27 protein-coding genes and 1 other RNA gene are annotated in these 21116 nt (G+C 65.2%); 17 read left to right on the plus strand and 11 right to left on the minus strand.

From position 1 onward, the window contains the following. The first annotated feature begins 51 nt into the window (after window positions 1-51). The 3 genes from ACX40Y_RS15850 (at window position 52) to ACX40Y_RS15860 (ending at window position 2370) form a co-directional block, all read left to right on the plus strand. A complete protein-coding gene (locus tag ACX40Y_RS15850; RefSeq protein ID WP_459120530.1) occupies window positions 52-1719 on the plus strand; it encodes a DNA polymerase III subunit gamma/tau in 1668 nt (555 codons plus the stop codon). Then, entirely contained in the window at window positions 1716-2039 is a 324-nt protein-coding gene (locus ACX40Y_RS15855) for a YbaB/EbfC family nucleoid-associated protein (RefSeq protein WP_459120531.1), read from the plus strand. The genes ACX40Y_RS15850 and ACX40Y_RS15855 overlap by 4 nt, the downstream gene beginning before the upstream one ends. A 70-nt stretch (window positions 2040-2109) precedes the next feature. Next, complete coding sequence (locus ACX40Y_RS15860) at window positions 2110-2370, plus strand: hypothetical protein (protein ID WP_459120532.1); 261 nt, start codon at window positions 2110-2112, stop codon at window positions 2368-2370. 25 nt (window positions 2371-2395) lie between these two features. On the opposite strand, the gene mtgA is transcribed toward ACX40Y_RS15860, so the two are convergent. The 3 genes from mtgA to ACX40Y_RS15875 all read right to left on the minus strand — a co-directional run bounded on the left by mtgA (window position 2396) and on the right by ACX40Y_RS15875 (window position 5123). Continuing rightward, a complete protein-coding gene (gene mtgA / locus ACX40Y_RS15865; protein ID WP_459120579.1) occupies window positions 2396-3139 on the minus strand; it encodes a monofunctional biosynthetic peptidoglycan transglycosylase in 744 nt (247 codons plus the stop codon). 67 nt (window positions 3140-3206) lie between these two features. Then, complete coding sequence (gene rpoH / locus ACX40Y_RS15870) at window positions 3207-4112, minus strand: RNA polymerase sigma factor RpoH (RefSeq protein ID WP_459120533.1); 906 nt, start codon at window positions 4110-4112, stop codon at window positions 3207-3209. A gap of 57 nt (window positions 4113-4169) precedes the next feature. Further along, window positions 4170-5123, minus strand: coding sequence for an RluA family pseudouridine synthase (locus ACX40Y_RS15875; RefSeq protein WP_459120534.1), 954 nt, complete (start codon window positions 5121-5123; stop codon window positions 4170-4172). A gap of 54 nt (window positions 5124-5177) precedes the next feature. Between ACX40Y_RS15875 and ACX40Y_RS15880 the strand changes: the two genes are divergently transcribed. Together ACX40Y_RS15880 and ACX40Y_RS15885 are read left to right on the plus strand one after the other, a co-directional pair. Further along, a complete protein-coding gene (locus tag ACX40Y_RS15880; RefSeq protein ID WP_459120535.1) occupies window positions 5178-5543 on the plus strand; it encodes a M67 family metallopeptidase in 366 nt (121 codons plus the stop codon). A gap of 165 nt (window positions 5544-5708) precedes the next feature. Next, complete coding sequence (locus ACX40Y_RS15885; RefSeq protein WP_459120536.1) at window positions 5709-8498, plus strand: TonB-dependent receptor; 2790 nt, start codon at window positions 5709-5711, stop codon at window positions 8496-8498. A gap of 48 nt (window positions 8499-8546) precedes the next feature. Here ACX40Y_RS15885 and ACX40Y_RS15890 read toward each other — a convergent pair whose 3' ends face one another. Beyond that, window positions 8547-9236, minus strand: a complete 690-nt coding sequence (locus tag ACX40Y_RS15890) for a response regulator transcription factor (RefSeq protein ID WP_459120537.1) — start codon at window positions 9234-9236, stop codon at window positions 8547-8549. 258 nt (window positions 9237-9494) lie between these two features. Between ACX40Y_RS15890 and ACX40Y_RS15895 the strand changes: the two genes are divergently transcribed. From ACX40Y_RS15895 to ACX40Y_RS15950, 12 genes are all read left to right on the plus strand, one after another. Further along, window positions 9495-9638, plus strand: a complete 144-nt coding sequence (locus ACX40Y_RS15895) for a lmo0937 family membrane protein (protein ID WP_459120538.1) — start codon at window positions 9495-9497, stop codon at window positions 9636-9638. Window positions 9639-9840: 202 nt separating this feature from the next. Continuing rightward, window positions 9841-10485, plus strand: coding sequence for a histidine phosphotransferase family protein (locus ACX40Y_RS15900; RefSeq protein WP_459120539.1), 645 nt, complete (start codon window positions 9841-9843; stop codon window positions 10483-10485). An 83-nt stretch (window positions 10486-10568) separates the two neighbouring features. Then, window positions 10569-12890: a chemotaxis protein CheA gene (locus tag ACX40Y_RS15905; protein ID WP_459120540.1), complete on the plus strand. Its 2322-nt coding sequence runs from the start codon at window positions 10569-10571 to the stop codon at window positions 12888-12890. 1 nt (window position 12891) lies between these two features. Further along, complete coding sequence (locus tag ACX40Y_RS15910) at window positions 12892-13317, plus strand: chemotaxis protein CheW (RefSeq protein ID WP_459120541.1); 426 nt, start codon at window positions 12892-12894, stop codon at window positions 13315-13317. A gap of 79 nt (window positions 13318-13396) precedes the next feature. Next, window positions 13397-13762, plus strand: coding sequence for a response regulator (locus ACX40Y_RS15915; protein WP_459120542.1), 366 nt, complete (start codon window positions 13397-13399; stop codon window positions 13760-13762). 131 nt (window positions 13763-13893) lie between these two features. Continuing rightward, window positions 13894-14862 carry a chemotaxis protein CheB gene (locus ACX40Y_RS15920; RefSeq protein ID WP_459120580.1) on the plus strand — a complete coding sequence of 323 codons (969 nt, stop codon included), beginning with the start codon at window positions 13894-13896 and terminating at the stop codon, window positions 14860-14862. After that, window positions 14859-15704 (plus strand): CheR family methyltransferase, encoded by an 846-nt coding sequence (locus tag ACX40Y_RS15925; RefSeq protein WP_459120543.1) that lies wholly within the window; start codon window positions 14859-14861, stop codon window positions 15702-15704. Before ACX40Y_RS15920 ends, ACX40Y_RS15925 begins: the two co-directional genes overlap by 4 nt. A 47-nt stretch (window positions 15705-15751) precedes the next feature. Further along, window positions 15752-16453, plus strand: a complete 702-nt coding sequence (locus ACX40Y_RS15930; protein ID WP_459120544.1) for an N-acetylmuramoyl-L-alanine amidase — start codon at window positions 15752-15754, stop codon at window positions 16451-16453. A 92-nt stretch (window positions 16454-16545) separates the two neighbouring features. Next, on the plus strand, window positions 16546-17106 hold the full coding sequence (locus tag ACX40Y_RS15935) for a hypothetical protein (RefSeq protein WP_459120545.1): 561 nt from the start codon (window positions 16546-16548) through the stop codon (window positions 17104-17106). A gap of 40 nt (window positions 17107-17146) precedes the next feature. Further along, an RNA gene (rnpB, locus tag ACX40Y_RS15940) (RNase P RNA component class A) lies at window positions 17147-17533 on the plus strand. A 70-nt stretch (window positions 17534-17603) separates the two neighbouring features. After that, window positions 17604-18140, plus strand: a complete 537-nt coding sequence (locus ACX40Y_RS15945; RefSeq protein ID WP_459120546.1) for a J domain-containing protein — start codon at window positions 17604-17606, stop codon at window positions 18138-18140. Beyond that, entirely contained in the window at window positions 18137-18436 is a 300-nt protein-coding gene (locus ACX40Y_RS15950) for a (2Fe-2S) ferredoxin domain-containing protein (protein WP_459120547.1), read from the plus strand. Before ACX40Y_RS15945 ends, ACX40Y_RS15950 begins: the two co-directional genes overlap by 4 nt. 72 nt (window positions 18437-18508) lie before the next feature. Here ACX40Y_RS15950 and ACX40Y_RS15955 read toward each other — a convergent pair whose 3' ends face one another. From ACX40Y_RS15955 to pspC, 7 genes are all read right to left on the minus strand, one after another. Beyond that, window positions 18509-18913 carry a SufE family protein gene (locus ACX40Y_RS15955; protein WP_459120548.1) on the minus strand — a complete coding sequence of 135 codons (405 nt, stop codon included), beginning with the start codon at window positions 18911-18913 and terminating at the stop codon, window positions 18509-18511. 152 nt (window positions 18914-19065) lie between these two features. Next, window positions 19066-19311 carry a hypothetical protein gene (locus tag ACX40Y_RS15960; protein ID WP_459120549.1) on the minus strand — a complete coding sequence of 82 codons (246 nt, stop codon included), beginning with the start codon at window positions 19309-19311 and terminating at the stop codon, window positions 19066-19068. Between the two features lie 24 nt (window positions 19312-19335). Further along, on the minus strand, window positions 19336-19608 hold the full coding sequence (locus ACX40Y_RS15965; RefSeq protein ID WP_459120550.1) for a hypothetical protein: 273 nt from the start codon (window positions 19606-19608) through the stop codon (window positions 19336-19338). A 184-nt stretch (window positions 19609-19792) separates the two neighbouring features. Then, window positions 19793-20059, minus strand: a complete 267-nt coding sequence (locus ACX40Y_RS15970) for a hypothetical protein (RefSeq protein WP_459120551.1) — start codon at window positions 20057-20059, stop codon at window positions 19793-19795. Between the two features lie 14 nt (window positions 20060-20073). Then, window positions 20074-20403 carry a hypothetical protein gene (locus tag ACX40Y_RS15975; protein ID WP_459120552.1) on the minus strand — a complete coding sequence of 110 codons (330 nt, stop codon included), beginning with the start codon at window positions 20401-20403 and terminating at the stop codon, window positions 20074-20076. A gap of 17 nt (window positions 20404-20420) precedes the next feature. Next, complete coding sequence (locus ACX40Y_RS15980) at window positions 20421-20714, minus strand: hypothetical protein (RefSeq protein ID WP_459120553.1); 294 nt, start codon at window positions 20712-20714, stop codon at window positions 20421-20423. Between the two features lie 30 nt (window positions 20715-20744). Further along, a complete protein-coding gene (gene pspC / locus ACX40Y_RS15985) occupies window positions 20745-21116 on the minus strand; it encodes an envelope stress response membrane protein PspC (protein ID WP_459120554.1) in 372 nt (123 codons plus the stop codon).

Here is a 21116-nt window from a genome sequence, read left to right on the forward strand (position 1 = left end):
TCGCGGTGCCGGACTTCGACAAACGCTTCGGCTGTCCCTAGATAGGCGATGATGTCCGATTCCTTGCTTGGCCTCGACGAACCGCCGCAGCCCGCGAAGGCCGATGCCTATCGCGTGCTTGCCCGTAAATACCGACCGCAGACGTTCAGTGCGCTGATTGGCCAGGACGCGATGGTCACCACGCTGGGCAACGCGATTCGGCGTGACCGGCTGGCGCATGCCTTCCTGCTGACCGGCGTGCGCGGGGTGGGGAAGACCTCGACCGCACGGCTGATCGCCAAGGCGCTCAACTGCATCGGGTCGGACGGGCAGGGCGGTCCCACGATCGACCCTTGTGGCGTCTGCGAACCGTGCCGCGCGATCGCCGAGGGGCGCCATATCGACGTGATCGAGATGGACGCCGCCAGCCATACCGGCGTGGATGATGTTCGCGAGATCATCGAAGCGTCGCGCTACGCGGCGGTCTCGGCGCGCTACAAGATCTACATCATCGACGAAGTTCACATGCTGTCGAAGAGCGCGTTCAACGCGCTGCTCAAGACGCTGGAGGAGCCGCCGGGGCATGTGAAATTCCTGTTCGCCACCACCGAGGTGAACAAGGTTCCGGTGACGGTGCTGTCCCGCTGCCAGCGCTTCGACCTCCGCCGCATTCCGGCCGAACTGCTCGCGGCGCATTTCGCCCGGGTGTGCGAGGCCGAGCATGTCGAGGCGGAGCCCGAGGCGCTGGCGCTAGTGGCGCGCGCGGCGGAAGGCTCGGCGCGCGACGGGCTCTCGATCCTCGATCAGGCGATCGCCCATGCCGGCATGGAAGGCGAAGGCGTCAAGGCGGAAACCGTTCGCCAGATGCTCGGCTTGTCCGATCGCGGCGCGAACCGGGCGCTGTTCGGCATGCTGCTGGCGGGTGATGCGCAGGCGGCGCTGGCGGGCCTTCGCGGGCAATATGATCTGGGCGTCGATCCGCTGGCGGTGCTGCGCGCACTGCTCGAGACGGTGCACGGTGTAACGCTGGTGAAGCTGGGCACGCATCGCCTTTCCGGCCAGTCGGCCGAGGAGCGCGAGGCGATGGAGGCATGGGCGAGCCGCCTATCCTTCCCGGTGCTCCACCGGCTTTGGCAGTTGCTGCTGCGCGGTCATGACGAAGTGGCGCGCGCCGCGCTGCCGATCGAATCATGCGAAATGGCGCTGCTGCGCGTGATCCACGCCTCGCAGATGCCCGATCCGGGCGAACTGGCGAAGCAGATCATGAGCGGCAATGTCACCGTTCACGCCGAGGCGCCGGTTGCAGCCCCGGCAGTTGCGCAACCGCCGGCGCCGGCGCCGGTGTCCGCATCGGCGGAGCAGGCGCCTGCGCTGCCGACCACGATCGCCGAACTGGCCGACCATCTGGAGGCCAACCGCCGATTGCAGCTGGCGATGCAGGTCCGCGATTATCTGCGGCCCGTGCGGCTGGATGGACATGAGCTCGATTTCGGCGCTGCCCGCCCGCTGCCGCAGGATTTCGTCCGCGAACTGGGCGGCGCGCTGAAGGAAAGCACGGGCGTCAACTGGCGGATCACGCAGGTTGAAGGCGCAACCGCGATGACGCTGCGCGAGGAACAGACCGCGAAGGAAGCGGCGGAGCGCGACGCGGTGCTGCGTTCCCCGATCGTCGCGGCCGCGATACAAGCATTTCCAGATGCCGAACTGATCGGCTGGACCAGGACCGGGAGCGACGGATGAAAAGCCTAGATGAAATCATGGCCATGGCACAGAATGTCCAGGCCGAACTGACCAAGGCGCAGGCGAGCCTCGACAATGTCGAAGTCGAGGGCGTGTCGGGCGGTGGCCTGGTGAAGGTCAAGGCCACGGCCAAGGGCCGGATCATCGGCATCGACATCGATGATTCGCTGATGGCGGTTTCGGAAAAGCCGATGCTGGAGGATCTGCTCGCCGCCGCGTTCAACGACGCGCGGGTGAAGGCAGACGCCGCATCGCAGGAGGCGATGAGCAAGATGACGAGCGGGTTGCCGCTTCCGCCGGGCTTCAAGCTGCCGTTCTGAACCCGGCCGCCGGGGAACCAATCGCCTGTCCCCTCGGTTGGCATCGCCAGCCAATCGAGGAGAGAAAATCATGGCGGAACGGATTGTGGAAGACGGCGCGGCAGGTGATCGCGCGACACACACGACGGTGATCGAACGCCGCAGCGGCGGCGGTGCCGGAATGGCGCTGATCGGCGTTGCGCTGCTGCTCGCCGTCGCGATCGCGGCCTTTTACCTGATCAACCAGAACAGCCGTGAGGAAGCACGCACGCAAGCCGTGACGAGTGCTGCGGACAGCGTCGGCGATGCGGCGAAGGATGTCGGCGACGCCGCTAAGGATGCCGTAAAATAACGGCGAGTGGCGGGCGGCGAAGGGATTACTTCAGGCAGCGATCCAGCCCGCTACCCGCCACAACGCCGATCCGCGCGTTGATCTTGTTGCCATAGCGGCGGGTATAGCCGCGCGGATCGATGGCGGCGCGCTTCTTCGGGAGCGGCAGCACCGCCGCGATCAGCGCGGCTTCGCGGTCGGTGAGCCGCGACGCGTCGTGCTTGAAATAGCGCATCGCGCCCGCGTTCACGCCGTACGTGCCGATTCCGGTCTCGGCCACGTTGAGATAGACCTCCATGATCCGGCGCTTGCCCCAGATATTCTCGATGAGCAGCGTGAACCACGCCTCCAGCCCTTTTCGAAAATAGCCACCGCCCTGCCACAGAAAGACGTTCTTCGCGGTCTGCTGGGTGATCGTCGATCCGCCGCGAATGACGTGGCCGCCCTTTGCATTGCGCTGATACGCTTTCTCGATCGCCTGGAAGTCGAAGCCGTTATGCTGGCAGAAACGCGAATCCTCGGCCGCAATCGCCGCGCGCGCCATGCTGGGATCGATGTGACTGAGCGGCATCCATTGCCGCGTCGCGCCATGCCCGCCGACAATGTCGCCGATCATCGTCCAGGTGATCGGGGGCGGTACGAAACGATAGAGCAGGGTCATCGCGAGCGACAGCAGCACGAAGCCGAGCGCGATCTTGAGCAGCAGCACGAACAGGCGGCGCCACCACGGCTTGCGGGTGCGGGTAGCGCGTCGGCGGCGCGGCGGTTGGAAGGAGCGGGCACGATTCATCGTCACCACGCCCCCATGCCCCAGCAAGGGCGGTCGCTGCAATCCGCCAGCAAACCGCCCTGCCCGATCAGTGGGTGGCGAGCAGGCGGCGATCGCCGGCGAGCCGCATCATCGCCTTTTGCAGCTTTTCGAACGCGCGGACCTCGATCTGGCGGACGCGCTCGCGCGAGACGCCATACACCTGGCTCAGTTCCTCGAGCGTCTTGGGATCGTCGGTCAGGCGGCGTTCGGTGAGGATGTGCTTTTCACGATCGTTCAGGTCTTCCATCGCCGAAACGAGCATGTCGTGGCGGACATCGGCTTCCTGCGCGTCGGCAACGGCTTCGTCCTGCAGCGGGCCTTCATCGGCCAGCCAGTCCTGCCACTGGCTCTCGCCATCCTCGCGCATCGGCACGTTGAGCGAGGTATCCCCGCCCATCGCCATGCGACGGTTCATCGAGGTGACCTCTTCCTCGGTCACGCCCAGATCGGTGGCGATCTTGGCGAGATGCTCGGGCGAGAGATCGCCATCCTCGAACGCGTCGAGCTTGGCCTTCATCCGGCGAAGATTGAAGAACAGCTTCTTCTGCGCGGCGGTGGTACCCATCTTCACCAGGCTCCACGACCGCAGGATGAATTCCTGAATCGAGGCGCGAATCCACCACATCGCATAGGTGGCGAGGCGGAAGCCGCGATCGGGCTCGAACTTCTTCACGCCCTGCATCAGGCCGATATTGCCTTCGGAAATCAGCTCCGACACCGGCAGGCCATAGCCGCGATAGCCCATCGCGATCTTCGCCACGAGGCGCAGGTGCGAGGTGACGAGTTGTGCTGCCGCGTCGGTATCGCCATGCTCCTGAAAGCGCTTCGCGAGCATATATTCCTGCTCGGGGCTCAGGATCGGAAATTTCTTGATCTCGGCCAGATAGCGATTGAGGCTCGCCTCGCCGCCGAGCGCGGGAATCGTCGCTGGGACGTTGCTGCCGCTAGCCATGATCATCACTCCCTTTCTCGTAGCGCCCGTCCTCAACAAACCGCGGCGCGACATTCTTCATACGATAAGCTGGTTGAACAGTTCCTGCATGTCTGCAGGTATTTCGCTTTCAAACGCCAAAGCGTTACCATTTATCGGGTGGATGAACCCGAGCCGGGCCGCATGCAAGGCCTGACGTTTGAAACCCAAGGTTGCCAGAAGTTGGCGGTGTGGGGAACGCATACTTCCATATAGAGGATCGCCCAACAACGCATGGCCGATCGATGCCATATGGACGCGCACCTGATGCGTCCGTCCGGTTTCGAGCCGACATTCGATCAGCGCAGCATCGCGAAGCTGGTGAATATTGGTCCAATGCGTGATCGCGTGCTTGCCCTGACCGGGCGCGCAGATCGCCATCTTCTTGCGGTTGCTTGGCGAACGCGCGAGCGGCGCATCGACGGTGCCGCCCGCCATCAGCACGCGCCCGCCCGCGATCGCACGATAGCGGCGGTCGATCGAATGCGCCTTGAACTGGCGAGCCAGCCCTTCATGTGCGCGATCATGCTTGGCCGCGAGCATCAGGCCGGACGTATCCTTGTCGATCCGGTGGACGATCCCGGGCCGCGCCACCCCGCCGATTCCGGACAATTGCCCGGCGCAGTGATGAAGCAGCGCGTTGACCAGCGTACCGTCGAGATTGCCGGCGGCGGGGTGAACCACCAGTCCGGCCGGCTTGTCGATCACGATCAGGTGCTCGTCCTCGAACACGACGTTCAGCGGAATGTCCTGCGCGACATTATGGGCGGGCGTCGGATCGGGAATGGCGAGGCGGAACAGCGCGCCGGCGCTTGCCTTTCGCGCCGGATCGCGAACCTGACCATCGGGGCCTTCCACCGCGCCGGACGAGATCAGCGCTTTGATCCGTTCGCGTGACAGCGTTGGCAACGCCTCCGCAAGCGCGCGATCGAGTCGCCATCCATTGGCAGCCTCGGCGATACGCGCTTCGATGATGGAAACCCCCTGATTCATGTTTTACGGAATTTGGGGATGAGCATCGCGATTTCAAGATGTGTACTGATCGGTATGCAAAAAGCCGCGGCGGCAGCGATGCCGAACGAGGCATGCGGCCTGCTGTTCGGTGACGCCGGCACGATCGCGAGCTTTCGCGAGGCTTGGAACGTCGCCGAAACGCCCACGAACCGGTTCGAGATTGATCCCGCCGCATTGTTCGCCGCGCTGCGGGCGGAACGGGCAGGTGGGTCAGGACTGATCGGCTATTGGCATTCGCACCCCAACGGCGATTCGACCCCATCCGCAACCGACGCTGCGATGGCGGCACCCGATGGCCGGCTGTGGGTGATCGTCGGCGACGGGGCGGTGACGTGCTGGCGCGCGGGCGTGGTCGGCTTGTGGGATCGGTTCGAGGCAGTGTCGCTGATCACCGTGTAGTCGTGCTGCCCAACTGTTGCTGCAGCGCAACAGCCCGTGGCCATCTCTCGATTGTTACTGTCACGGAAATGTCTTGAAGCGGCATCGAGACGTTCGCCCTCCCTTTTTGCGGCTTGTCCCAGCGGCCGGCTCACCGGCGCGGGATGTGCAAAGAGGGAGTATTCCGTGAAAAAATCCGTCCACCGCTATCTGCTGGCGTCCACGCTGCTGATGGGCTTGCCCATCGCCGCGCACGCGCAGCAGAGCCAGGCCACAGATTCCGACCAGCCGGCCGAGATCCTCGTCACGGGGTCGCGCCTGACCAATCCGAATCTCGAGAATGCTGCGCCGGTCACGGTCGTTTCCGCGCAGGAACTGTCGCTTTCGGGTCAGGTCAACGTCGAGAACATCATCAAGGATCTGCCGCAGCTGGTGCCCAGCCTGACCGGAGCGTCGAATAACCCCGGCGGCGGCGTTTCCACCGCCGATCTGCGCGGCTTGGGCGCGGTGCGAACGCTCGTGCTCGTCAATGGGCGCCGCTATGTCTCGTATGACAGCTCTCAGATCGTCGACCTCAATACGATTCCGACCGCGCTGCTCGAGCGTGTCGAGATCGTCACCGGCGGGCGATCGGCGGTCTATGGATCGGACGCGGTTGCCGGCGTCATCAACTTCATCACCAAGCAGGATTATGAAGGCGTCACCGCGAACGCCAACTATCGCCTGACCGGCGAAGGCGATGGCGGCACGTTCAACACCAACCTGCTGATCGGCAAAAACTTTGCCGGCGGGCGGGGCAACATCACGCTCTATGGCGACTATACGAAGCGGAACGGCATCCTTCAGGGTGACCGCAGCTATTCCGCAACCGCCCTGACCGACGATGGCGATGGCGGCCTGGTCGCGGGTGGATCGGGCTCGATTCCGGGCACGCGCTTCGCGATCAGCGGCGTCAACCGCAAGTTCGAACAGGACGGCAGCTATTCGGCCTACTCGACGCCGGGCGATCTCTATAACTACGCACCGTACAATTATCTTCAGGTCCCGCAGGAGCGCTACATGCTCAGCGGCCAGGCCCACTTCGATGTGAGCGATCATCTGACGCTCTACACCGAGGGGCAGTACATTCATAACAAGGTGCAGAACCAGCTCGCTCCGACGCCGTTCACCGGATCGGTTTCGATCGACAACGACTCCTCGTTCCTCTCGGCCGGCTCGCAGGCGCTGCTTCAAAGCTACGATACCGATGGCGACGGCTATACGACGGCGACCATCGCGCGCCGCATGACCGAGGTCGGCAATCGCATTTCCGACGTCGACAGCAAGGCCTATCGCGGCGTGATCGGCGCCAAGGGCAACATTAGCGGCGACTGGAACTACGACGCCTATTTCAGCTATGCGAAGACCAAGCAGGTCGAAAACCAGATCGGCAACGTATCGCGCAGCCGGGTCAATCAGGCACTGCGGACGACCTATGACTCTTCAGGCAACCTGGTGTGCTCGGACACCAGCAACGGTTGTGTGCCGCTGAACATTTTCGGTGCGGGCAACATCAGCAGCGAGGCGGCTGACTTCATCTCGATCACCACGCGCAACGCATCGACGATCACCGAAAAGGTGGCGAGCGGCGCGATCACCAACAACAACCTGTTCGATCTGGGCGCCGGCCCGGCGGGCATCGCGTTCGGCGCCGAATATCGCGACGAATATGGCAGCTATGATCCTGACGAAGCGCTGTCCTCGGGCGATGTCGTCGGCTTTAACGCCAGCGACGGGCTTTCGGGCGGCTACAACGTCAAGGAGCTGTTCGCCGAAATCGACGTGCCGCTGCTGAAGGACAAGCCGTTGGTCCACCAGCTGTCGTTCAACGGCGCCTATCGCTACTCCTATTACTCGACGGCGGCGAAGTCGGTGAACACCTTCTCGGGCGGCCTGATGTGGGCGCCGATCGCCGACATCACGCTGCGCGGCCAGTTCTCGCGCGCAGTGCGGGCACCGACCGTGTCGAACCTGTACAGCGGTCAGTCGCAAAACTTCGAATCGGCGTCCGATCCGTGCTCGCTCGCAGCGGCGGTCACCAACGCCAATCTGAAGGCAAGCTGCCTCGCCACCGGCGTTGCCGAAAGCGCACTGGGCACGGACCTCAATGCCGGGAGCACGCAGATCGATTCGATCAACGGCGGTAACCCGAACCTGCGCGAGGAAACCGCCAACACCTATACGGTTGGCCTCGTGCTCCAGCCGCGGGTGCTGCCGCGCTTCTCGTTCACCGTCGATTATTACCGGATCAAGATCGACAATTATATCGTCGCAGCCGGCACGACGAACATCATCACCGCCTGCTATGGCGACGAAGAAAATGGCTGGACGGCCTATAACGCCAGCATGTGCAGCCAGTTGCCGCGCGATTCGAACAGCTATGCGATCAGCGGCGCTCTCGATTATCTGTCCAATTCGGGCGGGGTGAAAACGCGCGGCATCGATTTCGAGGCGCGCTATTCGGTGCCGCTTGGCTTCGGCATCAACCAGGGTGAGAGCAACCTGGCGCTACGGCTGAGCGGCACTCGGCTGATCGCCTGGGATTATACGCCGATCGCTGGGTTGAGCGCGCTGGAGATCGATTGCGCGGGCAAGTTTGGCCTTACCTGCGGCAATCCCTACGCCAAGTGGAAGCTGGCTGGTCGTGCGACCTGGGACGCCGATCCGCTCACGCTGTCGCTGGCGTGGCGCCACCTGTCGGCGGTCGATGACGATAGCGGCGGCTATTCGGTCGATCATATTAAGGCATATGACTATTTCGACCTGTCGGCCGCGATCGACGTTGCGCGGACGTTCACCTGGAATATCGGCATGAACAACATGTTCGATCGCAAGCCGCCGCTCCTCGGCGACAACCAGGAACAGGCGAACACCTATCCGTCCACCTACGACCCGTACGGGCGGACGTTCTTCACGGGCGTGACGCTCAAATTCTGATCGCCCGAGAGTTGGGGGGCGCGCGATGCGCCCCCTTTTTCGCGATGGTCATTCCCAACGGACGTCGTGGATCAAGGCATAGCCCCGGCCTCGCGCCGTCTGGATGACGACATGATCGCTCGAACCGAGCGTCTGTCGCAGCCGGCTTACCCGGACGTCGATCGCGCGCGCGCTTCGCACCGCGCTGCCCGGACCCTCCGCCGCAAGCAATTCCTCTCGGGCCAGTATCTTGCGCGGTTGGCGAAGGAACTGGGTTAGCAGATCGGCCTCTGCTGCGCTCAACCGGGAGGAACGGCCGTCGCAATTCCGCAGCAATCGCCGGGCAGGCTCGAACGTCATGCCGGCGAACACGGCCCTTGCGCAACGCGCCGGTGCGTTCTTTCGCGCTTGCTGGCGGGAAAGCAATGCCCGGACGCGGGCGAGCATCTCCGTGACGCTGAACGGTTTCGGGACGCAATGATCGGCGCCCAGTTCAAGCGCGACGATACGGTCGGCTTCGCCCATAGCGGTGCCGGTGACGATCAGCGAAGGGGGCGCTGGCATTCGGGCGATCTCGCCCAGGAGCAACGCACTGTCGCCGCCTGCAACCCCGGGATCGAGCACCAGGACATCCCACGGTCCATTTTCCAGGCGGCTGGCCAGTCGCGATACCGTTTCGCAACGACAGACCTGAAATCCGGCCATCTCAAACGTCTGCGCCAATGCTGTCATGGCCGCGCGGTCTGGATCGGCGATCAAGATGCGGCTCCCGGCGATTACCGGCGCTATAGCCGGAAAGGCGCCGGCGGTGGTCTGCGCACGCTTTGGATTTTGTGGGCTTGAAAGGCTGTACAGGGACATGGCACGCTCCGGATACAATTGCGGAAGCGTGCAGCCTGGCGAGCGATCCTTTGCGCGTGCGTTTCACAACATTACGTTGATCGCCTGCGAATGTGACGGAACGTTCCAGGCGCGGATCACGTTCATTGAGCATTCCCCTTTACGGAGTGCCTGCCGATGCTTTGGACCCTCGTCCTGATCCTACTCGTCCTTTGGTTGCTTGGCTTTTCGTTCAGTATCGCGGGCGGGTTGATCCACATCCTGCTTGTCATCGCCGTGATCGTTGGCCTGGTCCAGCTGTTCACGGGGCGCCGAGTTTGACACCGGCCTGATCGATTGCCGCCGGCCTGGGCGTTCTGCGTCCGGCCGGCGGCAACTTCGGCGTGCGTGGTCCAATCGGGCGGCGCGTCCGCTCCGGCTACTTGTCCCGCCGGCGGTTCGCGTGGCGGCATGGTGTCGCCCGGCTGCTTGCAGCTTGCCGCGCGCTGCGCCAAAGAGGGGGTGAAGCGGGAGCCTGAACATCTTGAATATAAGTCCTACCGATTTCGCCAGCCTTCTCTGTTCGCGCCTGTGCCACGACCTGCTGAGCCCCGTCGGCGCGCTCAACAATGGTTTGGAACTGCTGGCGGACGAGCATGATCCGGAAATGCGCGCGCGCTGCCTGGAACTGCTGAGCGAGAGCGCACGCGCCAGCGCCAACAAGCTGAAATTCTTCCGTCTCGCGTTCGGCGCAGCGGGCGGATTTGGCGAAACGGTCGACACGCGAGAGGCGCAGGCGGCGCTGGACGGGCTGTTCGGCGACAATCACCGCGTCAAGATCGGCTGGATGATCGAGGAACCGGTGTTGCCGAAACAGGCGATCAAGGTGCTGCTGAATCTGGCACTGATCGGCGGCGACGCGCTGGTGCGTGGCGGCCAGCTGGACATCGGCGCCGAAACGCATGACGGCGCGATCGAGATCGTGATCCGCGCCGATGGGCCGCGGATCGTGCTCGATCCCGAATTGCGCGCGGCGCTGGCCGGCGGTCGCGAGGAAATGCCGATCACGCCGCGCGCCGCAGCGGCGTTTCTGGCGCACGAGTTGGTGGTGAACAATGGCGGGGAGCTTCAGGTAAGCCCGCCGGATTCCGAGGTTCTGCTGTTCGGCGCGTCCTTCATGGTGGGATGACGCGCCGGGGCGGGCGGTGTCCCTAACCCCGTATTAACCCGGCGGGCTTCATGGTGGCGATCGATCTTCCACCCCGGGGCCCCATGGACGACCTGCTTCAGGACTTCATCGCCGAGACGCGTGAGACGCTGGAGGCGCTGTCGGGCGAGATCGTCGCCTGGGAGTCGCATCCGGAGGACGGCGCGCGGCTGGATGCGATCTTCCGCTTTGTCCACACGGTGAAGGGAAGCTGCGGCTTCCTCGATCTGCCGCGGCTCGAACGGCTGGCGCATGCCGCCGAAGACGTACTCGCGCAGGTGCGCTCCGGCGAACGCAAGCCTGATCGCGCGCTGGTCAACGCCGTGCTCGCGGTAGTCGACCGGATCGGCGAGATCGTCGAGGCGATCGATGCCGGCAATGCGCTGGACGACAGCGGCGAGGAACTGCTGATCGCGGCGCTGGCGGAGGGGTCCGAACAGATCGCCGCGTCGATGCTTGGCGCCGGACTGCGCGCGCCCACCCGCAGCGTCCGCCTGGGCGTCGACCTGCTCGACCGGATGATGAGCGGCATGTCCGAGATGGTGCTGGCGCGCAACGAGCTTGCCCGCCGGCTGCGGCTCGGCGATCTTGATCCTGCGGTCGAGGCGGCGCTGGAGCGGCTGTCGCTTACCGTTGGCGAGATGCGCGACACGGTGACGCGCACGCGCATGCAGAAGATCGACGCGCTGTTTTCGCCGCTGCCCCGCATGGTGCGCGATACCGCTGCGGCGCTGGGCAAATCGGTGGCGCTGCACATCGAAGGCGCCGATGTCGAGCTTGACCGCGAAATGATCGAGGTGATGCGCGACCCGCTGGTCCACATCATTCGCAACGCGATCGATCACGGGATCGAGGCACCGGCCGAGCGCCGTGCGGCAGGCAAGCGAGAGAACGGGCGACTGTGCATCGCCGCGCGGCAATCGGGCAACCAGATCATCATCGAGATTTCCGACGACGGGCGCGGCGTGGACGTCGATCGTCTGGTGCGCAAATTCGCGGTGGCTAGCGGCCGCTCGGAGCGCGACCTGCTGGCGCTGCCGGAGCGTGCGCGGCTGGAACTGATGTTCCATCCCGGGCTTTCGAGCCGGGACCAGGTCTCCGAAGTGAGCGGACGCGGTGTCGGCATGGACGTGGTGAAGTCGGCGATCGATCAGATTGGCGGGCGGGTCGAGCTCGACAATGCGCCCGGCCGCGGGTTGCGGATCGCCATCCATGTGCCGCTGACGCTGTCGATCATTTCCGCGATCATCGTCGGCAGTGGCGGCCAGCACTTTGCCATTCCGCGCCAGTCGATCGAGGAAATCGTCAGCGAACGCGGCGATGCGATCCGAATCGACATGCTGGGCGGCACCCGCATCGCCACCGTGCGCGAACGGCGGATGCCGCTGGTGGATCTGTCCACGCTGCTGGGGCTCCCGCGCAAGGAGATGGCGGGCGCGCGCATGCTTGCCATCGTCGGGGTGGGCGCGGGGCGCTATGCGCTGGTGCTCGATACGGTGATCGACAATGAGGAACTGGTGATCAAGCCCGCCTCGCCCGCGGTGATGGCGACGGGTGTCTATGCCGGCCAGACCCTGCCGGACTCGGGCCTGCCGATGCTGCTGCTGGACTGTGCGGGGATCGCCCGGGTGGCCGGGCTCGATTTCAGTCGCGATCTCAGCGAAACCTTTGACGAGGTGGCGGCGGAGATCGAGACGCCGGGCCTGCCGGCGTTGCTGTTCGACGATCTCGATGGCGTCCGCCGGGCGGTGCCGCTCGCCGCAGTCGATCGGGTGGAGCGGATCGCTGCGGCGCAGGTGCGATTCACGGCCGGTGGTTATCGCCTCGCGATCGACGGCCGCATCGTCCCGCTGGCGATGGAGGGCAGCCTTGGCGAGCGCAGCCGGCTGAGCGTCCTCAGGCTGAAGGACGGCGATACCGTCGTCAGCTATGCGATCGAGGAAGCGCTGGACATCGTGACGCTGCCGCCGGACATCGTCCCGGCGCGTGTGCCGGGGCCGGCGGCGGGCGTGGCGCTGCTGGAGGGCGAGCAGATCGAACTGCTCGACGTGCTGTGGGTGTTCGATACGCATGCGGATCGCGAGCCGGAAGAGAATGCGCCGTTGTGCCTCATCGTCGGAGACGAGGATGGGTGGGTTGCGTCGTTCGTCCGGCCGATGCTGGAAGGGGCGGGCTATCGGGTGACATCGGCGCTGCCAGCGGATGAGACACCCGCGATCGTGCTCTCGTCCGAAGAAAGCGATCCCGCTCAACTGCCGGGCGCGCCGGTGCTCCGACTGCGCAGGCGCCGCACCGCGAAGCCCGGCGACGACAGCATCTATCGCTACGATCGAGCCGGTCTGCTGTCGGCGCTGGCAGATCGTCTGCACCGGGCGGGAGGCTGCTGAGATGGCGCATCTCTATCTGGTCGCCCAGATTGCCGGCCGCACGGTGGCGATCGATTCCGAACAGGTCGAATCGGTGGTCGATATCGGCGAGGTGACGGCAGTGCCGCGGGCGTCGCGGCAGGTCCGCGGGCTGGCGGCACTGCGCAGCCGCGTCGTCACCGTCGTCGACACCCAGGCCGCGCTCGGGCTTCAAAGCTGTGCGATCGCCAAGCGCGCGGTCATCACCCATGTTGATGGTCATCATTATGCGATGCTGGTCGACGCGCTCGACGACGTCGAGCCGTTCGAGCTGCGCCCGCTATCGGGCGGCATCGCCCTCGATGCGGAGTGGCGCGGGGTAGGGCGGGGCATTGTCGAGCGCGATGGCGAGCCGATCCTGGCGATCGACCTGGCCTCGCTGGTGCCGGCGGGAGGGCTGATCGGATAGCGCGCGGATTAACGCGACGCTTACGGCTTTCGGTGCAGAGTCCGATTCCAAGACACCTGCCATCGGGGAACAGGGGAACATGAAAACTTGCCTGGTCGTGGACGACTCGAAAGTGATCCGGAAGGTCGCCCGGCACATCCTCGAGACGCTTGATTTCGAAGTCCGCGAGGCCGGTGATGGTCGCGAGGCGCTGAATTCATGCCTCGAATGTCCGCCCGATGTGATCCTGCTCGATTGGAACATGCCGGTGATGAGCGGCATGGATTTCCTGCGCGCGCTGAAGGAATCGAGCCTCACGCAGCGCCCGAAGGTGGTGTTTTGCACCACCGAGAACGGCATGGCCTATATCCGCGCGGCGATCGACGCGGGGGCCGACGAATATGTGATGAAGCCATTCGACCGCGAGACGCTAGAGAGCAAGCTCCAGATCGTCGGCGTCGCCTGACCCACGACAGCGGAGCGCCCCCGGTGGCCACGTCCCCCATTTTGCCGACGACGCACGATCATCTGCCCTGTCGCCATGCGCGGGTGCTGATCGTCGACGATTCAGTCGTCGCCCGATCGGTGCTGAGCCGGATGGTGGAGGGCACACGGCGTTTCCGCGTCGCGGCCGCCTTGGCGGACGTTCGGGGCGCCTTCGACTTTCTGAAGACCAACCATGTTGACATCATTCTGCTCGACATCGCGATGCCGGGGATCGACGGGTTGACCGCGCTGCCCGACGTTCTGGTGGCGGGCAACGGTGCGAAGGTGTTGATCGTGTCTTCGTCCGCCGATGAAGGCGCGGTCTCGACGCTGCAGGCGCTGGCGCTGGGTGCGGCCGACACGCTGGTGAAGCCCGGCGTCGGCGCGTTCGGGGGGCGTTTTGCGGAAATATTGGAAGAGCGGCTGACCCGCCTGCTCGACACGCCCGGCGAGGCCGCGCCGGCTGCCGTTCCGCCGCGCCCGGCGGCGCCGCCGGTACAGCTCGATCCGTTCCAGATCGTGGCGATCGGCGCGTCGACGGGTGGCATTCACGCGCTGAGCCGGCTGCTTCGAGTGATCCCCTCCAGCTTCCAACTGCCGATCCTCGTCACCCAGCATCTGCCCGGCAGCTTCATGAGCTATTTCGCGGCGCAGCTTGCGGTGCTGGGCGGAAGGCCGTGCGACGTCGCCGTCGATCGCATGCGGATCTGCCCCGGGCGCATCGTCGTGGCGCCTGGCGACGGGCACCTGCGGGTGGTTCGAACGTCGGAGGGAGCGGCGATCCGCATCAGCACGGATTACGCGAAGAGCGGCTGCATGCCCTCGGTCGATCCGATGTTCGACAGCCTGGCCGAGGTGTTCGGCAACCGGGCGCTGGGCGTCGTGCTGAGCGGCATGGGCAGGGACGGCTGTGAAGGTGCCGGGCGGCTGAGCGAGGTCGGCGCGCGCGTGCTCGTTCAGGATCAGGCGTCGTCGGTCGTCTGGGGCATGCCCGGTGCAGTCGCCAATGCGGGTCGCGCGACGGCGATCCTGCCGCCCGAGGAGATCGGCCGCCTGATCGGGGCGGGAGGCGGGCGATGAACGTCTATAACGGCGCCGCCATGCAATTGATCGGTTCGCTGCTCGAACAGCGTACCGGGCAACAGATCGCCGCCAATCGCGCTTGGCGGATCGAGACGGCGCTGGCGCCGGTGCTGCGCGAACGCGGGCTGGAGACGCTCGATGCGCTGGTCGCGCAACTGATGGCATCGCGAACGGGGGAGCTTGCCGACAAGGTGGTCGACGTACTGCTGAACCAGGAAACCAGTTTTTTCCGCGACGTCACCGTGCTCGACATGGTCGCCGATGCTGCGCGGGCGCTGCATGCCGAAAGCGGCGGGCGTCGGCTGCGCATCTGGTCAGCCGGCTGTTCGACAGGACAGGAGCCGTTGTCGCTGGCGATGCTGTTCGCCGAGCAGGCTGCTGCTTTTGGCGGTGTCGTTCCCGAGCTGGTCGCCAGCGACGTGTCGCCGGCGGCGTTGGCGAAGGCACGGGCGGGCCGCTATTCGCAGTTCGAAATCCAGCGCGGCCTGCCGGTGCGGCGGATGATGACCTGGTTCGACAGCGTCGGTGGAGATTGGGTCGCCAAGCCCGACCTCGTTCGCACGGTACAGTTCCGGCAGCATAATCTGACGGTCGATCCGCCGCCGCCGGGCCGGTTCGACATCATCCTGTGCCGCAATGTCATGCTCTATTTCTCGCTGTCGCTGCGTCGGATGGTGTTCGAGCGGCTGGCGGGCGCGATCCGGCCGGGGGGGCTGCTGGTACTGGGCGCGGGCGAGACGGTAATCGGCGTGACCGATGCGTTCACGCCATGCGAGCGGTTCCGCGGCTTTTATCGCAGCGTCGATGAAACGATGTCGTCGCTTGCCGTCGCAAGCTGAGCGTCGACGACGATTGGCGTGGTGCGCAGTCCAGACTAGAAGGCACCATGACAAGCGGCCTAGCCATCATCGAAACGCCGTCGCCCAATTTCGACGAGCGCACGCTGCCGATCTCGATGATCGTGCTCCACTACACCGGCATGACCAGCGGCGAAGTGGCATTGGCGCGTCTGCGCGATCCGGCGGCGAAGGTGTCGGCACATTATCTGGTGGAGGAAGACGGCCGCATCATGCGGCTCGTTCCCGAGGAAAAGCGCGCATGGCATGCGGGGCGCTCGCACTGGCGGGGGATCACCGACGTCAACTCGGCGTCGGTCGGGATCGAGATCGTCAATCCGGGCCACGAATTCGGCTATCGGCCGTTCACGGACGAACAGATGGGCGCACTGATCCCGCTGGTATCCGACATCAAGGCGCGGCACGGCATCACGCGCGGCAATGTGGTGGGGCATTCGGATATCGCCCCGGCGCGCAAGCAGGATCCGGGCGAATTGTTCAACTGGCATGCGCTCGCACGACTGCGACTGGCCCTGCCGCGGCCCACCCGCAATCTTGTCGATCCCGGCTGGCCCGATGCAGGGTTCATGCTCGCGCTCGAACGCTTTGGCTACGACGTGGAGGATCCGGAGGCGGCGGTGGTCGCCTTTCAGCGGCGGTTTCGCCCCGAACTGATCGACGGCGAGATCGACATGGAATGCCGCTGCATCCTGCTCGCGCTGCTGCTGCCTCGCCCGACGGGCGATGCGTAGCGATTCACCATGATCGGTTACGCCATCTGAACGAAATAATGTTCTATGGGAGGACGGAGGTTTGAACGGTGAGTTCTGCAATTCGATCCTCGATGACGCCCCTCGGCCCGGTGCATGTCCGCATGACCGGGGTGGTGCGGGGCGACGAAAAAGGCCCGGGTGTCGCGTCGATCAACGCGCCCACGGCTGCTGACGCCACCGCCGCGCTGCATCGCGCCGCGCGGGTGAACGGTGCCGATCAAATTCTCCAGGTTTCATCGGATTACAGGCGAGCGGCGATCGCAGGCGGCGCCGCGGTAACGCAGTGGCGCATCGAGGTGCAGGCCTGGGGCGTGGCCGTCGCCCAGGTCGATCCGTCGACGTCCGAAGACAGCCTGCGCGAGGACGCTGAGCGCAAGGCCGAGGAAGCCAAGCGCGTCGCCGACGAGGATGCGCGGACCGAGGCGGCGAAGACCGCTGCTGACGACACCGGCACCTTGCCCGATGGTCCCGAAGCCGATGCCGCACCGACGAGCCCGGACGCGATCGCACCGGCACCGGCCGACGTCGCGCCGGCGATCGATCCGGTAGCCGCGCCCACCGTCGTGGCAGCCGCCACGCCTGTCGCCGGACCGGACACCGCGCCGCTTCCTCCTGCCGACACCGGCAACTGATCGCTTGCGCCCGCGCGCCGAGCCGCTAGAGCGGGCGACGCCAGAGGGCCGGGCGGCCGCCGCTCGCTGAAAAGCGGGGGGAGGAAAGTCCGGGCTCCACGGAACGACGGTGGCGGGTAATGCCCGCCGGGGGCGACCCCAGGGAAAGTGCCACAGAGAGCAGACCGCCCACTGCTTTTCCGCGCAAGCGGACGAGTAAGGGCAAGGGTGAAAGGGTGCGGCAAGAGCGCACCGCGCGACCGGTAACGGAAGCGGCTTGGTAAACCCCACCGGGAGCAAGACCGAATAGGGACGGCACATGCGCCTCGTTCCGGCGCGTCGTCCGGGTTGGTTGCTGGAGCGGCGGAGCGATCCGTCGCCTAGAGGAATGGTCGCCCATCCTTCGCAAGAAGGTGGACAGAACCCGGCTTACAGGCCCTCTGGCGTTTGAACCTGGCCGTTGTTGCGGCGCGGCGGGCTCTGGCCTTTGCCCCGATGGACCCCTATCTGGGCGGGCTATGGCCCGAAACACGCGATCGATGGACTGGGGGTTTCCTCGCTGGCGCGAATATGGTGCCGAACGCGAAGCCGCGCGCGTGCGGCTGTGCGATCGCGAAGGCTGTGACCGGCCCGGCGATCGGCCCGCACCGAAATCGCCGAACAATCCCGAACGCTGGTATTTCTGCGAGGAACATGCGGCGGAATATAACCGCAACTGGGACTATTTCGCCGGACTGACTGCCGAAGAGGCCGCACGTCGCGAAGCGGACGAACGCCGGACCTCCGCGGGTTACGCCGAATCCAGCTACAAGAGCTGGGCCGGACCGGGCGACGGCAGCCGCTCCCGCGACGAGATGAAGGCGCTGGAAGTGCTGGAACTGGAAGTCGATGCGACGTTCGAAGCGGTCCGCGGCGCCTGGCGTCGGCTCGCCAAGGAATATCACCCCGATGTGCGGCCGAACGACGCCGATGCGGCAAAGCGTTTCCAGGCGATCCAGGCCGCCTATGACGTGCTGAAAAGCGCCGAAGACCGCCGTCAGTGGAAGCCCCTGTGACGCGGCTCGTCGCGTCGAACTGGGGCAATGCGGTGCTGGTCTGCGGGAAATGCTCGAAGAAGATCGGCGGTGGATTCGGAGAAAAGGGCAAGACGTCGCTCGCCAAGGGGCTGCGCAAGCGCTTTGGGCTGGGCAAGGGGCGCAAGGCCAAGATCGGCGTGATCGAGACCAAGTGCCTGGGGGTGTGCCCCGGCGGGGCGGTGACCGTGGTCAATGGCGCCCGCTCGCGCGAATGGCTGATCGTGAAAAAGGGGGCGGATCTCGACGAGGTCGGTCGCGAACTCGGGCTTTCCTGAGCCGCCGCCAAGGGGCTGCACTCGCCAGCTATTTTGCTCGATCGGCCGGGCTGAAGCTCTCCGCGGGAGGATTCAGGCGTACCGTGCGGCGGTCTCGCGGATCAGCGCGATCATGTTCGGGATGCCCTGCGTCCGATTCGAGCTGAGCTGGTTCTTGAGGTCGAACGGTGCCAGTGCGGCTTCGATGTCGGTTGCCTGGATCTCTGCCGGTGTTCGATCCTGCACGGTTTGCAGCACCAGGGCGATGATCCCCTTGGTGATCGCCGCGTTCGAATCGGCCAGAAAATGCAACCGGCCATCCTCGGTTCTGGTCGGATAGACCCAGACCGACGCCGAACAGCCGCGCACCAGCGTCGCATCGGTCTTGAGCGGTTCGGGCATTTCCTCGAGCGCCTTGCCAAGATCGATCAGCAGACGATAGCGATCGTCGGCGTCGAGAAACCCATATTCTTCCTGGAGATCGGCGAGGCTGGTCATGGCGTCCGCGCTAGCGGGGTCGCGCGCCATTTTCCAGCCTCGCCGCTATTTCGTGGCCTGTGCCCCGAAGCGAAGCCCGAGCCGCGGGCGCGGCGTGCGCTCGGGCGCCGGAGCGGGGCGGGGGGCTTCCGCCGTCGCCGGCATCGCAGTGCTCACAGGTCGACCCCGGCGGCGATCGCCTCCAGCTTGCGGATGCGTTCTTTCAGGTCGGCGAGCTCGATGCGCGACGCGGTGTTGGGCATCGTCGGCGCCGGCTCCGCACGCTGTGCCTCGGCCAGCTCGCGGTGCTTGAGTGCCAGCCAGCCGCGCCAGCCGGACAGGGCGGCGGTGGTCAGCATGCCGAGCCCGGCGAGACCGGACAGGGCGAGGGTGAGGTAGAGTTGCGGATCGCTGGTCATGGGTCCTGCTCCCGGAAACATGGCTTAGTTGCGGTTCTTGTCGCGCAGCTTCTCGATCTCGTGATCGAGCCGCAGGCTGTTCTCATTGTCGGTGATGACGCGTTCGAGCACCTGAACCCGCTCCTTGAGCGCGCGGACCTCTTCGCGCAGTCGTTCGGCCTCGAACGCCTGGGCCGGATCGGGTCGGGCGACGACGGTGTTGCCGTGCCGGCCCTTGATGACGCCGTAGCGTGCCTGAAGCACCTTGCCGATCGTGACGACGACGATGATGGCCACGACCATTTCGAACGGGTTCATTGCACTTCACTCCCGTGATTGGCGCGCGGGGCGCCTCAATTCGCGTTTTGCGATGCCTGGGCGGCGCGGAGGGCGCGGCGGCGGGGGCGATCGCGGCATTCTGCGAGGTAAATAGCTCCCCCGCACAGTGCCGTCAGCACTGCGACAACGATAATCATCGATACTATCCTTTTGGTGAGATGGGTTAGTTCAGCGGCGTTTCGCGCAGCTTTTCAATTTCTTCGGCAAGACCCAGGCCGCGATCGGTGATGATCCGTTCAAGAACCTGAACCCGCTGTTCGAGCCGTTCGGTCTGCGCGGCATATTGGGCGGCCTTTTCGGCGGCGAGGCCGGCTTCGATCTCCATGCGTCGCTCCCAGAGCTTGAACAGCGGCCGGAAGAACACACCGCCGATGATCGCCACGAGGCCACAGCTGATGCCGAGGATCGGGATGAGGATGGGAGAAATCATGGTTCTCGTTCCTTTCAGTTCGAGCGTGAGCGGAGCGCTTCGATCTCGCGGTCGAGTTGGTGCGCCCCGTCGGTTACGATGCGTTCGACATTCGCCAGCCGGTCCTTGATCGAGCCGAGTTCGGCGCGCAGCTGGGCATTTTCCTGGCTGAGCAGCTTGATCCGCTCGATCGCCTCGTCGTTGCGCTGCGGATAGACCGCCTTGCCCCAGCTGTTTTCGAGCGGATAGCCGTTCTTGACGCGGAGCCAGGTGGTGAAGAGCCAGCCAGCGATCCCGACAAAGCCCATGAACAGGCCTGCCATGATGATCCAAGGGATGAAGGGGGCGAGGGCGACTTCAATCATGATGCTTCTCCTGGGGCTCAGCGCAGCGCATCGATGGCGCGGGCGGTGCGTTCCGCGGGATCGGTGGCGATCCGTTCGAGGACGGCGATCCGTTCCTCCAGCCGGGCGACCTGGCCTGCGAGCCGCTCGTTCTCGGCTTCGAGCAGACCGATCTTGCGGTTGGCATCGGGATCGATCTTGTCGATGTTCGTTCCGAAATCGTCGCTGATCGAATAGCCGTGCTTGGCGCGGATCCAGTTGTTAACGACCCAGCCGATGGTCGAGATCGCGACGATGGCGATCACGAAGCCGGGGCCACTGAACCAGTTCATTGTCTGCCTCCCTGTTGACGGTCTGCGCGGTCAGCGCAGACTGTCGATCTCTTCGGCGAGCCGGGTGTTGCGGCTCGTGTAGAACATTTCGATGTCGGCCAGCCGGCGATCGATGTCGCGGAACTTCGAGCGGACTTCGTGGGTGGAGCGCCGCGGGCTCGACCGGACGCCCTGCCAGAACCGCTCGTCCTCCGGCGTGTCGTACAGGCCGACCGGCTTTGGCTTGGCGATGAACGCAATCACGAAGTAGCCGAGTGCGCCCCAGCCGGTGGCGATGGTGAGCAGCACGGTGGCCACTCGCACCCAGGTCACGTCGATCCCGGTGTAATCCGCCAGGCCGGCGCAGACCCCCATGAACTTGCGGTTCTGCCTGTCGAGGTAAAATTTGGTGCGAGCGGACAT

This window comes from Sphingomonas sp. RS6 (assembly GCF_054489705.1).

Bases quoted from the DNA above. Each gene is read 5' to 3' on its own strand.
- ACX40Y_RS15850 (WP_459120530.1), top strand. From the start codon at position 52: ATGTCCGATTCCTTGCTTGGCCTCGACGAACCGCCGCAGCCCGCGAAG.
- ACX40Y_RS15855 (WP_459120531.1), top strand. From the start codon at position 1,716: ATGAAAAGCCTAGATGAAATCATGGCCATGGCACAGAATGTCCAGGCC.
- ACX40Y_RS15860 (WP_459120532.1), top strand. From the start codon at position 2,110: ATGGCGGAACGGATTGTGGAAGACGGCGCGGCAGGTGATCGCGCGACA.
- mtgA (WP_459120579.1), bottom strand. From the start codon at position 3,139: ATGAATCGTGCCCGCTCCTTCCAACCGCCGCGCCGCCGACGCGCTACC.
- rpoH (WP_459120533.1), bottom strand. From the start codon at position 4,112: ATGGCTAGCGGCAGCAACGTCCCAGCGACGATTCCCGCGCTCGGCGGC.
- ACX40Y_RS15875 (WP_459120534.1), bottom strand. From the start codon at position 5,123: ATGAATCAGGGGGTTTCCATCATCGAAGCGCGTATCGCCGAGGCTGCC.
- ACX40Y_RS15880 (WP_459120535.1), top strand. From the start codon at position 5,178: ATGCAAAAAGCCGCGGCGGCAGCGATGCCGAACGAGGCATGCGGCCTG.
- ACX40Y_RS15895 (WP_459120538.1), top strand. From the start codon at position 9,495: ATGCTTTGGACCCTCGTCCTGATCCTACTCGTCCTTTGGTTGCTTGGC.
- ACX40Y_RS15905 (WP_459120540.1), top strand. From the start codon at position 10,569: ATGGACGACCTGCTTCAGGACTTCATCGCCGAGACGCGTGAGACGCTG.
- ACX40Y_RS15910 (WP_459120541.1), top strand. From the start codon at position 12,892: ATGGCGCATCTCTATCTGGTCGCCCAGATTGCCGGCCGCACGGTGGCG.
- ACX40Y_RS15915 (WP_459120542.1), top strand. From the start codon at position 13,397: ATGAAAACTTGCCTGGTCGTGGACGACTCGAAAGTGATCCGGAAGGTC.
- ACX40Y_RS15920 (WP_459120580.1), top strand. From the start codon at position 13,894: ATGGTGGAGGGCACACGGCGTTTCCGCGTCGCGGCCGCCTTGGCGGAC.
- ACX40Y_RS15925 (WP_459120543.1), top strand. From the start codon at position 14,859: ATGAACGTCTATAACGGCGCCGCCATGCAATTGATCGGTTCGCTGCTC.
- ACX40Y_RS15930 (WP_459120544.1), top strand. From the start codon at position 15,752: ATGACAAGCGGCCTAGCCATCATCGAAACGCCGTCGCCCAATTTCGAC.
- ACX40Y_RS15935 (WP_459120545.1), top strand. From the start codon at position 16,546: ATGACGCCCCTCGGCCCGGTGCATGTCCGCATGACCGGGGTGGTGCGG.
- ACX40Y_RS15945 (WP_459120546.1), top strand. From the start codon at position 17,604: ATGGCCCGAAACACGCGATCGATGGACTGGGGGTTTCCTCGCTGGCGC.
- ACX40Y_RS15955 (WP_459120548.1), bottom strand. From the start codon at position 18,913: ATGACCAGCCTCGCCGATCTCCAGGAAGAATATGGGTTTCTCGACGCC.
- ACX40Y_RS15960 (WP_459120549.1), bottom strand. From the start codon at position 19,311: ATGACCAGCGATCCGCAACTCTACCTCACCCTCGCCCTGTCCGGTCTC.
- ACX40Y_RS15965 (WP_459120550.1), bottom strand. From the start codon at position 19,608: ATGAACCCGTTCGAAATGGTCGTGGCCATCATCGTCGTCGTCACGATC.
- ACX40Y_RS15970 (WP_459120551.1), bottom strand. From the start codon at position 20,059: ATGATTTCTCCCATCCTCATCCCGATCCTCGGCATCAGCTGTGGCCTC.
- ACX40Y_RS15975 (WP_459120552.1), bottom strand. From the start codon at position 20,403: ATGATTGAAGTCGCCCTCGCCCCCTTCATCCCTTGGATCATCATGGCA.
- ACX40Y_RS15980 (WP_459120553.1), bottom strand. From the start codon at position 20,714: ATGAACTGGTTCAGTGGCCCCGGCTTCGTGATCGCCATCGTCGCGATC.
- pspC (WP_459120554.1), bottom strand. From the start codon at position 21,116: ATGTCCGCTCGCACCAAATTTTACCTCGACAGGCAGAACCGCAAGTTC.